The 14,447-nt window shown below is 45.3% G+C and carries 9 protein-coding genes and 3 tRNA genes; 7 read left to right on the forward strand and 5 right to left on the reverse strand.

The genetic code is table 11. From position 1 onward, the window contains the following. Positions 1-16: 16 nt before the first annotated feature. The 7 genes from J7649_RS05855 to J7649_RS05885 all read left to right on the forward strand — a co-directional run bounded on the left by J7649_RS05855 (position 17) and on the right by J7649_RS05885 (position 5,720). The gene (locus tag J7649_RS05855; RefSeq protein WP_153566642.1) at positions 17-1,429 is read left to right on the forward strand and encodes an amino acid permease; all 1,413 of its coding nucleotides are present in this window, start codon (positions 17-19) and stop codon (positions 1,427-1,429) included. An 82-nt stretch (positions 1,430-1,511) separates the two neighbouring features. Beyond that, positions 1,512-2,405 (forward strand): alpha/beta fold hydrolase, encoded by an 894-nt coding sequence (locus J7649_RS05860; RefSeq protein WP_219309804.1) that lies wholly within the window; start codon positions 1,512-1,514, stop codon positions 2,403-2,405. Positions 2,406-2,650: 245 nt separating this feature from the next. Then, positions 2,651-3,562, forward strand: coding sequence for an alpha/beta fold hydrolase domain-containing protein (locus J7649_RS05865; protein WP_219309806.1), 912 nt, complete (start codon positions 2,651-2,653; stop codon positions 3,560-3,562). Positions 3,563-3,693: 131 nt separating this feature from the next. Further along, positions 3,694-3,769 (forward strand) — tRNA-Glu (locus J7649_RS05870). Positions 3,770-3,793: 24 nt separating this feature from the next. Next, positions 3,794-3,869: transfer RNA gene (locus J7649_RS05875), tRNA-Glu, on the forward strand. A 46-nt stretch (positions 3,870-3,915) separates the two neighbouring features. Beyond that, positions 3,916-3,991 (forward strand) — tRNA-Glu (locus tag J7649_RS05880). Between the two features lie 307 nt (positions 3,992-4,298). Beyond that, on the forward strand, positions 4,299-5,720 hold the full coding sequence (locus tag J7649_RS05885; RefSeq protein ID WP_219309808.1) for an iron-containing redox enzyme family protein: 1,422 nt from the start codon (positions 4,299-4,301) through the stop codon (positions 5,718-5,720). A 66-nt stretch (positions 5,721-5,786) separates the two neighbouring features. Here the strand turns inward: J7649_RS05885 and J7649_RS05890 are convergent, their stop codons facing one another. The 5 genes from J7649_RS05890 to J7649_RS05910 form a co-directional block, all read right to left on the reverse strand. Then, positions 5,787-7,031, reverse strand: a complete 1,245-nt coding sequence (locus tag J7649_RS05890) for an NADH:flavin oxidoreductase/NADH oxidase family protein (RefSeq protein ID WP_219309809.1) — start codon at positions 7,029-7,031, stop codon at positions 5,787-5,789. A 130-nt stretch (positions 7,032-7,161) separates the two neighbouring features. Further along, on the reverse strand, positions 7,162-8,172 hold the full coding sequence (locus J7649_RS05895; protein ID WP_219309810.1) for an ABC transporter permease: 1,011 nt from the start codon (positions 8,170-8,172) through the stop codon (positions 7,162-7,164). Beyond that, the gene (yejB, locus tag J7649_RS05900) at positions 8,172-9,218 is read right to left on the reverse strand and encodes a microcin C ABC transporter permease YejB (RefSeq protein WP_219309811.1); all 1,047 of its coding nucleotides are present in this window, start codon (positions 9,216-9,218) and stop codon (positions 8,172-8,174) included. Before yejB ends, J7649_RS05895 begins: the two co-directional genes overlap by 1 nt. Before the next feature lie 24 nt (positions 9,219-9,242). Beyond that, positions 9,243-11,084, reverse strand: coding sequence for an extracellular solute-binding protein (locus J7649_RS05905; RefSeq protein WP_219309812.1), 1,842 nt, complete (start codon positions 11,082-11,084; stop codon positions 9,243-9,245). Between the two features lie 10 nt (positions 11,085-11,094). Continuing rightward, positions 11,095-14,388: a LysM peptidoglycan-binding domain-containing protein gene (locus J7649_RS05910; protein WP_219309813.1), complete on the reverse strand. Its 3,294-nt coding sequence runs from the start codon at positions 14,386-14,388 to the stop codon at positions 11,095-11,097. Positions 14,389-14,447: the final 59 nt, after the last annotated feature.

Genomic DNA, 14,447 nt, shown 5'->3' on the forward strand with positions numbered 1-14,447 from the left:
GTATTTCTTATTTCCTATGCACTCATCTCCGAATGATGCTACGCATCAGGGCAATTCTGCGCCTTTAAAACGCGCTATGAGTACTCGACATCTGGTCATGATTTCGCTTGGTGGCGCAATCGGAACAGGCCTATTCTTAGGGTCGGGTGAAGTCATTGCACAAACGGGGCCTGTAGGTGCCATTCTCGCTTATCTCCTGGGCGGTATTATCGCGTACATGGTGATGCTATGTTTGGGCGAACTTGCCGTTCATATGCCAGAATCTGGTTCATTTGGCGCTTATGCCAAACGTTATATTGGACCAGGCACAGGCTATACCATCACCTGGTTATACTGGCTGACATGGTCGGTCACTCTCGGAACTGAATTTACTGCAGCGGCCTTGCTGATGCAGGAATGGTTCCCGGACATTTCCATGTGGTTATGGACCATTATCTTTGGTGTATTCGTATTTAGTCTAAATATGATTTCTACCCGCTGGTTTGCCGAATCCGAATTCTGGCTGGCACTGGTAAAAGTGGTCACGGTTGTTGCTTTTATTCTTTTAGGTCTATTGGCCATCTTTGGTGTTCTGGGCTATCAAGGCTATGAAGCTGCGCCTTTATTTACCAATCTGACTGCACAGGGCTGGTTCCCTGAAGGTCTGTTTCCGATTTTTGCTACGATGCTGATCGTGAACTTTGCCTTCTCTGGTACCGAGCTGATTGGTGTTGCTGCCGGTGAAACTGAAGATCCTGCGAAAAATGTTCCTAAAGCGATTAATACTGCGATTTTCCGCTTATTAATTTTCTTTGTGGGTACCATTATCGTGGTGACGGCATTACTTCCGCATCAGGAAGCAGGCTTAGCCGCTGAAGGCGTGAGTAGCAGTCCGTTCGTAACCGTATTCCAGCACATTGGTATCCCATATGCTGAAGACATCATCCGCTTTGTAATTATCACTGCGTTGTTGTCTGCTGCCAACTCGGGCTTATTTGCTGCTTCACGTATGATGTGGTCATTGTCATACAGCAAACAGTTGCCTGCCGTATTCTCAAGACTGAATGCTCGCGGTGTACCGTATATTGCAGTCATGGTGACCATGCTGGGTGCATTACCAGGTTTATTGTCTGAACAGTTTGCGCCAGAGACGATCTTTACCAACTTGCTGGGCGTTGCGGCGTTTACCATGGTGGTGGTCTGGATGAGTATCTGCTTAAGCCAGTTCAACTTCCGTCGTCAGTGGTATAAACAGGGTCATACGACCAAAGAACTGGGCTTTGCTGCACCATTGTTCCCGATTGTGCCAATCCTGGGCTTTGTGTTCTGTTTTATTACCTGTATCAGTATGGTCTTTGATCCATCAATGCGTATCAGCTTCGTAGGCTGTCTGTTATTTATTGCAGCGTGTTATGCAAGTTATTATGCTTTTTATCACAACAAGTCTTAATCATCAGTTTTAAAAGAGCGGCTCCGGCCGCTCTTTTTTTATCTATACTATAACCATAGTGGGCAGCCTTAAGGGTGCGTCGATGAAAATTGTGTTTATTCACGGCATGAACAAGCAACAGTATACGGCTACTTCATTACGTCAACATTGGCTGCATCTCTTCAAAACAGGCCTTCGGAAAAACCCACAACAGCAAGCTCGGTTTACTTATTTAAAACGGCATATCCGTATCCCTTTTTATGGCGATTTACTTTCTCGGCATCATTTTCATAACGTCTTGAATGCCAGCACCCTGATGCCGCAACAGTGGCCGCATTTCCCTTTTTTACATCCCGCACAGCTGCAACCGACACCGCCACTAGACCAGTGCACCTATCAAATTTGTGACGTCCCGCAGTTAAATCTTGATGATGCCCTGAATTTCAATCAGAAACTGAAGTTCATCACAGCATTAAGCAAAGATATTGCCTTGCGGGATTTTGCGGTACTCATCAATTATTTTCCCAGCTTACACGCCAGCTTTTTACATAAATTTTTGCTAGAAGCTTATCTTTATTTGGCCAACCCACATTTTATGCAGGAAGTTCACTGCCGCATTCATGATCAACTCTATAGCAGCAGGCCACAGATTCTGGTGGCACATTCGCTTGGCAGCGTGATTGCCTATAATTATTTGATTCAGCATCCAGAGCTAAATATCAAGCGTTTTATTACTCTCGGATCACCGTTGGCATTTCGGGTCATTCAGGCTCATCTGCCGCAACCAATTGTACGACCTACTGCAATTTCAGGTGACTGGATAAATTTCTATTGTAGCGATGACTTTCTGACTACCTTTCCATTATTAGAACCACCCTTTCAGTTTCAGCCGGCGATTATCAATCAGGAGATTCATACCTCCATCTATCATCCGCATGATATTGATGGTTATATTCAGCATCCGGACGTCATGAAAGTGCTCCTGGAATTACTCTAAGACTCACGCCAAACTCTAAATTCAACTTTTACCGTTCCATTCATATTCTTTCTCTATTCAGTGAAATCTTTCATCCGGACTTACCAATTTACTGCTTTTTCTGCCTTTTCTATAAATATACAGATGTATGTTAATGATTGTTTTATCAAAGATAATTTATACATTAACGCCACAAAAAGTGCAGCTTGGCTTGTCGCAATTTTCTCTATACTGTGAATATATAAATCGACCTCCGTGAGGTATCGATGAAAGTTATTTTTATTCATGGAATGAACCAGCAACATCATAGTGCTGCATCGATTCGCCAGCGCTGGCTGCATATACTTCAAAAAGGCATTCGCAAACACCGTCATGATGCCAGATTCAGTTATTTACGACGTCACATTCACATTCCATTTTATGGGGACTTGCTTTCACACTACAACGTTCGCAACATCCTGAATGCTGGCACCTTGATGCCACAGCAATGGCCCAGCTTTCGTTTCCGTCAACCTGTCCATCCTCAGCTTCCTGCACCAGTTCCACGTCCTGGCTGGCGCAAGCCCGTGATTTCCGATCTTCCCCAGCTTAACCTGAATGACACGATGGATTTTAAACAGAAATTCAAATTTATTACCACGCTAAGCAAAAATGTTGCACTGCGAGACTTTGTATTATTGCTGAATTATTTTCCCAGTCTGCATCGGAGCCTGCTTCAAAAATTTCTGATTGAAACCTATCTGTATCTCGACAATCCTGCTTTCATGAAGGAAGTTCATGAACGGATTGCCCGGCAATTGAATGGTCGCAAACCTTGTATTGTGATTGCTCATTCTCTGGGCAGTGTGATTACCTATAACTATCTCATCCAGCATCCTGAACTGAATATACAGCGTTTTATTACTTTAGGATCGCCACTAGCCTTCCAGGTGATCCAGTCACATTTACCGCAACCCATTGTACGACCTGCAGCAATTACAGGCGACTGGATAAATTTTTATTCAACTGATGATTTTCTTACCGCCTTTCCTCTTACACAACCGCCATTTCAGTTTCAACCCGCAATTATTAACCACGGCATTCGTACCCATATTCACCGCCCGCATGATATTACCGGCTATTTACTCCATCCGCAGGTAGTAGAAGCAATTCTGGAATTGCTTAAAAATCCAGCTTAAACCATGTAATTTTCCAGTATTTTCTCTAGATTGTTTTAAATTTATGCACTCAACCCAGAAAATCATTTTTTTTATGGAAATGCGTTTGACACCCCCCTGTTTTCACCCTATTATACGCCCACCTCTGAAACGTCCCTATCGTCTAGAGGCCTAGGACATCGCCCTTTCACGGCGGTAACCGGGGTTCGAATCCCCGTAGGGACGCCAATTTTCAGAAGTACATTTTATTAAGTCCCTATCGTCTAGAGGCCTAGGACATCGCCCTTTCACGGCGGTAACCGGGGTTCGAATCCCCGTAGGGACGCCATTACTTCAAGCTAAAAGTAGCGGTTTTAAAATTTATCTTCTGTACTGTCCCTATCGTCTAGAGGCCTAGGACATCGCCCTTTCACGGCGGTAACCGGGGTTCGAATCCCCGTAGGGACGCCATATTCGAGATGGCAACATCTCAACAAAAAGCCCGAGCATTGCGACTCGGGCTTTTTTTATCTTGCAAATTTTATTTCTGAAAACTTTAAACCTTGTTTTTATCATTCGTTCAAATCTAGCTCTCTTTCTGGGGGCTGCCATCCCATTCTTAATTTTACAATTTGTATTGTTTTAACATTTCTATGCATAGAAATATCCGTTCATTTTCATTTAAAGCAATACACCAATAAATTAGAACAAAAATTCAACACCCTGCTTTTAGAGGGCACGTTAAGGTAAATCAAGAGAAATCTGCAAGGATCAGATTATGTTCGTCAGCACAGAGCTAAGTTTACCTTTATCGCCAAATAAAAATCATAATTATCAAATTAAAAGCTTTAAGGATTGGGTCGACTTTTTTCAAGATACTGAAATTTCGACATATACCAAAACTGAAAAAGCTGAATCTTATTTGAGCGATCTGATTAAAAATTTAAATATTGATACTCTCGGATGGTTAGATCAGCCCGCACAGGTTGAACAGCATCTTTTAGAACAACATCATCAAATCTGTGCCACTTTCCAGGCCTATGTCAATCGCCGTAAACAGCAGCAGCCTCGGGAATATTTTCCAACGGTTTCTCATGCTTTCGAATTCCTGGCGAAAGTTGCACCGGTCAAACTGGTCGATGGTGCCTGGTTATATTCGACCGTGCCAAACTGTAATCAGCCCGAGCTAAAAGATTTGATTTACATCTATCTCGAAGAGCTTGGTTTAGGGCATCCGCGTGCCAATCATGTCACCATGTATCAGGACCTGTTGAGTCATTATGAGCTGAACAGTTACGCCGAGCATTTGGATGACAGTTACTACGAACAGGCTGCCGTACAGCTAGCACTAGCTTATGCCCCAGCCAAATATTTACCTTTGGTCATTGGCTTTAATCTCGGCTATGAACAGTTACCGCTACATCTGTTAATCACCAATTATGAACTGGCTGAACTGGGTATCGATCCGCATTATTTCAATGTGCACATTACTATTGATAATGTTCACAATGGTCATGCGCAGAAATCCCTGCAAGCGTTTATCCAGCATTTTAATCAAGCTGAAGATCCACAAATTTATCTTGAACTGATTAAAAAAGGCTATGTTCTGAATGACATCGGCAAAAGTTCCTCTCAGATCATTAAGGAACTGGATATTGGGCAGATGGCTTTAAAAGTTTTCCAGAATAAAGCGCTGATTGGTCAATATATTCATAATCAGAAATGCCAGTTTAGTGGCAAGACCATCAATGACTGGTTATCCGATCCTGCCCAGATTAGCGAATTTTTGCAGGTGATGATTGAAAAAGGCTGGATCGTGAAAGATGCGCCAGTAGAACAAAGTCGCTTCTGGAAAATGATCGATCATCCGGAAGGTAAAATGTTTGGGGTCTTTAATGCGACCGAAAAACAGATTATTAAAGACTGGATTCAGGGTGCAGGCTTGGCAACTCGCCTGTCCTCACGTAGTGCAGCCCCATCACAAGCAAAAATTGAACCTGCAATGAGCCGCATGGACCAGCAGCGCTTGAATCAGTTAAAAAGCCGCTTTATGCGCTGTGAAGGTGCTGAACAGAAAATTGATCTACTGATTCCTTATACTGCACCGCATATGCATCACACCGAAATAGGCTTATGGGCGACTCGTCAGTTAAGCCAGTTATTATTTCCTTTTCAGACCCAGGCGATGCATTATTCCTAAAGCACTCCTAAGTGCCAGAAATTAAAAAAACCGGACATTTGCAGTGTCCGGTTTTTTTGATAAAAATTAAGCCGATTTTCGTGAGTTTAATTGTCCCTTGATTACCGCTTTGACATTGCCTTTCAGATACTGCAAAAAGACTTTTAGTGGTGACAGTTTCGGATTAGGCTGCTTGCCTTTAGCAATTTCCTTAAACTGCGCGGCATACCAGATGATTTCCATAATCGCCATCTTGTCGACCATTGGAATACCGGTTTTAATTTTCTCAACCGCATAACGTACATCCTGCCCTGCAACCAGACGATTGCCCAAGTCAGGCTCTACCGCAAAGGGACGTGCAATCCCGACAAAATCACAGGCACCACTGTCGAGCGCGGCATTCATGCCTTCAACAGTTCGGAATCCACCAGTGACCATGATATGACACTTCACTTCCTGCCGGATTTTTTCGGCAAAATCGAGGAAATAGGCTTCACGGGCAATGGTCGAGGCCTTGCGCTTGTCTGCTTTCACGCCGGCCATCGCAGGTGCTTCATAGCTACCACCTGACACTTCAATGATATCAATGCCTGCAGCGTCCATCGCCTTAAAGACATAGATGACATCTTCTTCGCTAATACCACCGCGCTGGAAATCAGCTGAATTCAGCTTGACTGAAATAATAAAATTTTCCGAAGTCGCAGCACGTACGGCCTGATAGGTTTGCAGCAAGAAACGGGTACGATTCTCAATACTACCACCCCATTGATCCTGACGCTTATTGGTCAGCGGTGACAGAAACTGGCTAATCAGATAACCATGTGCCCCATGCAACTGCACCCCCTCAAATCCTGCTTTTTCACAAATGGCAGCCGAAGTGGCAAAGCGCTGGATAATATCCAGGATTTCATCTTCACGCAGTTCCCGCGGGGTTCCAAAGCTCATTGCCAAAGCCGGACTAAATGGGACTGCGGACGGTGCAACCGTTTCTTGATTCAGGCCCTTGGGACACTGGCGGCCCGGATGCGACAACTGGACCAGTTGTACCATGCAATGCTGTTTGCCTACGTCGGCCCAGACTTTGAGCTGCGCCAGATCGCGTTCTGTTTCTACCACTACGACGCCCGGTTCATTCTTGGCACGATAATCCACCATGACATTACCCGTAATAGCACAACCCAAGCCACCTTCGGCCCATGCTTCATACAACTTGAAATGCGCCTGATTGGGCTGGCCGGCATCATTGGCCAGTGCTTCACTCATGGCACCTTTAATGATGCGATTTTTAAAAGTGGTATTACGAATTTGAATGGAATCGGCCAATTGAGTCATGATCTGTCCTGATACGTTACTTTTATTTTGTACTCGTTTATAACGTAAGCTAGAACAATTGACAATCAGTCTTGTCAAATTTACACAATTTTTATCTGCTTATTTTCTTATGGTTAAAGATTTTTGTGATTTAGTTTCTTGGATCAAAAGCATCCCGTACCGCTTCTCCCATATAGATCAGCAAACTCAGTACAATCGCCAAACTAAAGAATCCCGACAATGCCAGCCACGGCGCATTTAAGTTGTTTTTGGCCTGAAGCAAGAGTTCCCCGAGGGATGCCGAATCGGGTGGCAGACCATACCCTAAAAAATCCAGCGCTGTCAGTGCAGTAATATTGGCGGTTAGCATAAAAGGTAACTGTGACAGGCTAGAACCTATCACATTGGGGAGAATATGTTTGAACATGATCCGTCCATCCCCCGCCCCAATACTTCTTGCTGCCCAGACATATTCCAGATTTCTGGCGCGCAAAAACTCAGCGCGCACCATACTCACCAGTGTGGTCCAGCCAAATAACAGCATGATCAGAAATAGCCAGTAAATACTCGGGGTAAACAGACTGACCAGTACCATCACCATAAACAGCATCGGCAAACCGCTCCAGACTTCGAGTATGCGTTGCCCGATCAGGTCAATCCATCCACCATAATAACCCTGAATTGCCCCTGCTAAAATTCCCAACGCCGCAGACAATAAAGTCAGAGCAAAACCAAACAGTAATGAAATCTTTAAGCCATATAGAATCCGTGCAAGAACGTCACGGCCCTGGTCATCTGTTCCCAGCCAGTTTTGCGCACTCGGGGGCGATGGCACCGGCTCAGCCAGTTCAAAATTTGGCGTTTGATAGGAAAACGGAATGATGGGCCAGATCGCCCAGCCCTTTTCTGTAATCAGTTGCTGTACAGCGGGATCTTTATATTCTGCTTCTGTCTCAAATACCCCACCAAAAGTAGTTTCCGGATAGGATTTCAGGATGGGCAGATAAAAAGCATGATCATATTTCACCAGCAAGGGCTTATCGTTAGCAATCAGTTCTGCACCCAAGGAAATGATAAAAATAGCACTGAAAATAATAAAGCAGCTAAAGCCCAGCTTATACTGCTTAAAACGTTGCCAGCGTGCTTGCATCAAGGAAGACATTATTGTGATCCTCGACGTGAACTGAAATGAATTCTTGGATCAATCAGTTGATACAGCAAATCGCTGAGTAAACGCAGTATCAGACCGAGCAAGGTGAAAATAAACAAAGTACCGAAAATCACCGGATAGTCACGCTGGATAATCGCCTCAAAACCTAAAACACCTAACCCATCCAGATTAAAGATAATCTCGATAAACAGGTTGCCCACGAAAAACACTCCGATCAGGAGTTCGGGCAAACCTGCAACCAGTACTAAAATGGCATTCCGGAATACATGCCGATACAGCACTGCATGTTCAGTTAAACCCTTTGCCCGCGCAGCCAGGACATATTGCTTGCTCAGTTCTTCCACAAAGGAAAATTTCACCAGATAAGTCAAACTGGCAAATCCGCCAAGCACCATGGCCAACAGCGGCATGGCCATATGCCAAAAATAATCCTGAATTTTCACAAAGAATGAGAGTTCAGCAAAATTTTCAGAGCGAATTCCCTGCAAGGGAAACCAGTGCAGATAAGACCCGCCAGCAAAAAATACAATGATTAAAATGGCAAAAATAAAGGCTGGAATGGCATAGCCCACGGCCAAAACTAGAGAGGTGGTCTGATCAAACAGACTGCCATGTTTTCGGGCTTTTCTAATCCCTAAAGGAATGGAGACCAGATAAATCAGCAAGGTACTCCACAGGCCTAAAGAAAGGGATACTGGCAATTTCTCCCAGATGAGCTCGGTCACAGGCTTGTCTTTGAAAAAACTCTGCCCCAGATCAAACTGCGCATAACGCGTTAGCATTTCCCAAAAGCGGATATGCAGCGGCTGGTCAAAGCCGTACTGGATATTAATCTGCTCAAGCATTTCCGGTGTGAGGCCTTGCTTTCCCTGATACTGCAATCCGGTATGCGCCAAACCATTAACCTGTTGCGCCTGATAAATCGCCTGCTCCACCGGACCACCGGGTGCTAGCTGGATCACCATGAAATTGATCAGCAAAATGATCAGCAAGGTTGGAATCATCAGCAACAGACGTTTGAGAATATAAGTGCTCATGGCACTCCCTGATAGGCTTGGAGCTTAATGCTGTTTGAAATAATCAGCCACATGTCTGGCCTTTGCCGTATCGACCCACCAGTAGTCAATCCCGGCGGAGAGTTTAGGTTTTCGTTGCGGCTGCTGATACATATTCCAGTAAGCATACCAGTATTCTCCCGTACCATAAGTCAGAATATGATAATAGCCTGCCCGCAGTAAACGGTCTAATGCTCGGGTACTGTTCACCAGCTGTTCACGGTTTTGAGCCTGAGTCACCTGCTGAATAACAGCATCAATGGCCGGATTTCGAATGCCGGCATAATTATAATTACCTGGCTGCGTAGCGGCCTGACTGCCCCAAAACTGTTTCTGCTCCTGTCCCGGTGTCAGGGATTGCGGCATGGTATCAACAATCATATCAAACTGATAATTCCGCAGCCGTTCATAATATTGCGCGGTTTCTACCATACGAATGCTGGCCTGAATGCCCAAGCGTTTTAAATGACGCAGATATGGCATCAGATCACGCTGCTGTTCCGCCTGATGCAACAGAAACTCAATCTGTACCGGTTGACCCGCAGCATTGACCAACTTCCCCTGTTGATAACGATAGCCTACCTTTAATAGCAATTGACGGGCTTTTAACAGATTGTTCCGGTTAAAACCGGAGGTATCTGACTGAGGATATTTCCAGTCCTGCAGTACAGCCTGACGTTGAACCGGATCAAGCTGCTTTAAATGGGGTTTTAAAATGTGCAGTTCTTCAACACCTGGCCGTCCATGAGATGCAAGCTCACTATTGGAAAAAAAGCTGTTCAGGCGCTGATATTCACCATAGAACATGGCTTTATTCAGCCATTCAAAGTCATAGGCAAAACTCAAGGCTTGGCGGAAACGGATATCGGCAAAAGGCTGACGGCGGGTATTGAATATCAGACTATGGGTCGGAATCGGGTTGTGATGCTGAAAGCGGTAACGCTGCACCTGTCCTTGCCGAACGGCGGGAAACTGGTAGTCTTTCACCCAGCGGTTGACCTGTTTTTCCTCATGCAAGGTAAATTGGCCCGACTTGAAAGCTTCGAACTTGATTTCAGGACTACGATAATAACGATACTTGATCCGGTCAAAATTATAACGCCCGCGGTTGACCATCAAGTCTTTTCCCCAGTATCCGGGATTACGTTTGTAGCTAATACTACGTCCAGCATCTATGTGTTCAATGACATAAGGCCCTGAACCCAGCATCGGTTTCAGCGTCAATTCTTTAAAATTACGCTTTTGCCATTCCTGTTTAGAATAAATGGGCATCTGCGCGACAATCATCGCCATTTCCGGATTATGTCCGGATTTAAAATGCATTTTGACCTGTAAAGGTGACAGGACTTCCAGCCGGTTTAAATCAGCCAAATACATCTGCAGGCCAAAATTGGACTGGGTCTGAAACAGTTCAAAACTGTATTTGACATCTTGTGCAGTTACCGGCTGGCCATTACTAAACCGTGCTTTCGGATTTAAATGAAAAATAATAAAGGCGGTTTTCTTGGGGTCAAAACTGACTTTTTCCGCCAGCAAGGGATAGTACACACCGGGCTCATCCAGTGACTTGGACAGCAAACTGTCAAAAATATAGTTGCCCCCTTCAGTGACATTGCCCTTGCCATTCATGCTGTTTAAATTATCGAAACTGCCATCAGCTGCTAGAATCAGCGTACCGCCTTTCGTTGCTTGCGGATTGGCATAAGGCAGGGATTTGGCCTGGGCATATTTCGGCTGGTTATATAGCGCGATATATGGGGTGGTGATCAGGGCTGCCCAACTGCTACTCACGAGCAGCGGGGCTAGCCAGATAAACCTGAAAGTTTTAAATAAATGAGCGAATCTCATGATCCATTCATTAATTCGGTACTTTAATCACATCGCCAATACGCAATTGCGTATTCGGTTTGAGATCATTCATTTCCGCCAGTTCATTGCTGTTCATACCATAGCGTGAAGCCAGACCGATTAAGGTATCACCGCGTTTGACTTTATAATCAGTCACCAGTTTTGGAATCTGAATGGTTTGACTGACCCTTAATCCTGCGCGTGGACTTAGATTATTTAATTGAGCCAAGTCGGTCACGCTTATGCCTAAACGGCTGGCGATTGCATTCAGGGATTCGCCTGATTTAACGGTATAGGATTCAGTTGCCTTAGAAGCTACAGGCTTAGTTGCCACTTTCACATCTTCAACTTTTTTATCTACCGGAAAGTCACCCTCAATTTTTAAACGCTGACCAATACGCACCGTACTATTGGTATTCAGGCCATTTAAATCTGCCAGATATTTCAGTTGTAAATGATACTGACGTGCAATAGAACTTAAGGTTTCACCTGACTTCACCACATGCGAATCCGATTTTGTATTCTTCGTCGCAGTTTCAGCAACCACTTCACGTACCGGTTCAGCAACTTCACCACTGAGTTTCAGGCGCTGTCCCACACGCAAGCCGGCATTACGTGACATGCCATTCAGGCTCGCCACCTGGTCCATTGACAGATTGTATTTTGCGGCAATGCCGGTCAGCGTATCACCCGCTTGAACCGTATAGGTTTCAGGGATCTGACTGCCGGCTGGAATCTTGATGGTCTGACCTATACGTAAACCACTATTGGCAGACAACCCATTCAATGCAGCCAGTTCAGAAACACTCAGCTTGCTTTGACTGGCAATGCTATACAGGGTTTCACCGCGTTTGACCTGATAGTTTTCAGTCGCAGTCTGATCGACTTTGACATTTTCAAACTTCTGCTCAGTTTTCTGGCTAGATGCCGTTAGCCCTTCAACTTCCTGAAGTGGTACATTGATTTTCTGTCCCACCATCAGACTGCTACCGGCAGTCAGACCTGAAGTCAAGGATGCCAGTTCGGTATTTGAAAGCCCGTAACGATCGGCAATCAGTTTCAGATATTCACCGCGTTTCACCGTATAAGATTTGGTCTGAACCTTGGCAGTTTCAGCTTTTTTAATCTCTTCAGCTTTAGATTTAGAGGCAACCGTTTCTTTCAGTGACAGCTTTTGCCCAACAAACAGACCGCTATTGGTACTCAGTCCATTAAAATCAGCCAGTTGTTTCACGCTAAAACCAAACTGATTCGCTACGCTAGTCAGAGAGTCATTGGCCTGAACCACATAAGTTTCCGGCTTTTCTTTGGCTTTGCTGGCTTCCTGTACCGGTTTGGCATCATACAGATAAATGGTGGTACCCACATACAGCGGAGAATTTGGATCAATCTGGTTCCATTTCGCCACATCACGCCAGTTCACGCCATTTTTAGCCGCAATCATTGCCAGATTATCACCTGGTAACACCTTATAGGTACTGCGTTTGCCTTTTGGAGCAACCACCACCACTTCAGAATCAGTCTTGACGTAATTTTTGCCCTGATTCAGCTGGGCTTCAACCGAATTCGCAGTGGTATTGTCAGCAACTTCTTTTGGATAAGAGAAGCCTTTTGTCAGTTCTTTACCTTGCTGCTCAGCCACAGACAGGCTGGTTTGAATGGCAGTCAGCTTGATTTTGCCATCATAAGGATCAACAATTTCTGTGCCAGCCGGCGCCAATGCTTTCAGCTCTTCAACCACTTGGGCCTGTTCTGCCGGTGTTGCGACAGGCTGCAGAATTTCATCTACAGTTTTCTGAATATCCTGTGCGATGACCGCCTGCTCAACTTGCTGACGCTCAGCTGCCGAAATCGGTGGTTCGACCTGAATCTGTTTCGCTGGCGCTGCAGGTGTTACAGCTACCGGAATACGCGGCGCACTTGGAATCGGCAAATCACTTTGTGCCGCAAAACTGGCCAAGGCAGATGAGCCTTTAGGCGTCGAAATCTTTTTCGTAGTCTGCGTTACAGTATTTGCCGTTGTCGCGGTACTTACCGCTGCTGTGACGACAGGTGGCGTACTTGCAGCTTTAGCCGGAGTCGTCGTTTTGGTAACAGTCGTTGCAGGCTGATTACTAACAACCGCTGGCGGCGTCTGTTTAGAAGGTGTAATCGTTTTGGTATTTAATTCTGGCGGTGCTGCTTTGGTTGGCACCCCTGTCGTCGTATTTCGCGGCAAGCTGTTCGTGTTACTCGCCCATAAACCGCCTGAGCCGGATAATTTTTTCAGCTTCTCATCGACTGAAGGACTTAGGTCAGCTGGAATCAGAATACGGCGCGGACTTGCAGGATCAATATGATCACCACGATGACCCGGGTTTAATTGATACAGTTCTGCACGGCTTAGACCAGTGATGGCTGCAATTTCATTTAAACTGGCAACGCCCACTGGCACTTCACGGAAATGCGGACGGTTGGCAATCGGTGGCAAACTCACCCCATAACTGCCTGGATTTTTAATAATCTGTGCAACTGCCAGAAAACGTGGCACATAGCTCATAGTTTCTTGTGGCAATTTCAATGACCAATAATCGGTAGGCAGACCTGCAGCTTTGTTACGGTTAATCGCCTGCTGGATACGGCCTGGGCCTGCATTATAGGAAGCGAGCGCCAATTCCCAAGAACCAAACTGGTTATACAGACTGCCCAAAAACTCATAGGCTGCACGGGTCGATTCCACTACATCACGACGACCATCGTATAAAGAAGTCTGCTTTAGACCATAAATGCGGCCGGTACTTGGAATAAACTGCCATAAACCTGCTGCCGCCGCACTACTGGTCGCTGCCGGGTCATAAGAACTTTCAATAATCGGTAACAGTGCCAACTCGGTCGGCATGCCACGGCGTTCTGCTTCTTTTACTGTGTAATATAAATAACGTGATGCACGCGCACTTAAGCGATCCAGATAAGGCTGACGTGAAATAAACCAGCCACGCTGCGCATCAATCCGCGGATTCCAGACACTTAAGTCCATCTTGAAACCTACGGTCATACGTTTCCAGACATCACCATGTTTCAGAATCTGTAAACGGTCGCCTTCGACTGCACGCATATCCGTTGCAGAGAGTAAATCTTCCAGTCCATCCAGACTGCTGGCATCCAGATATTGTGATCCAACCTGCTTGCTTGATGCTGTTTGGGTCGCACTTTGTGTAGATGAACAGCCCGTCAGTCCTAGGGAAGCAAGTGCAGTTCCCAGTACAGAATATTTTAAAAATGTAGGTAATGTCGGCTGCCACAAAATTGCGGTTGGTTTATACATAAAGAAATCCAAACAACTCGTATATAAATTTATTTTTTAGATATGCCATTGTAGTGAAG

This window comes from Acinetobacter lwoffii, assembly GCF_019343495.1.
GTDB classification, from domain to species: domain Bacteria; phylum Pseudomonadota; class Gammaproteobacteria; order Pseudomonadales; family Moraxellaceae; genus Acinetobacter; species Acinetobacter lwoffii_P.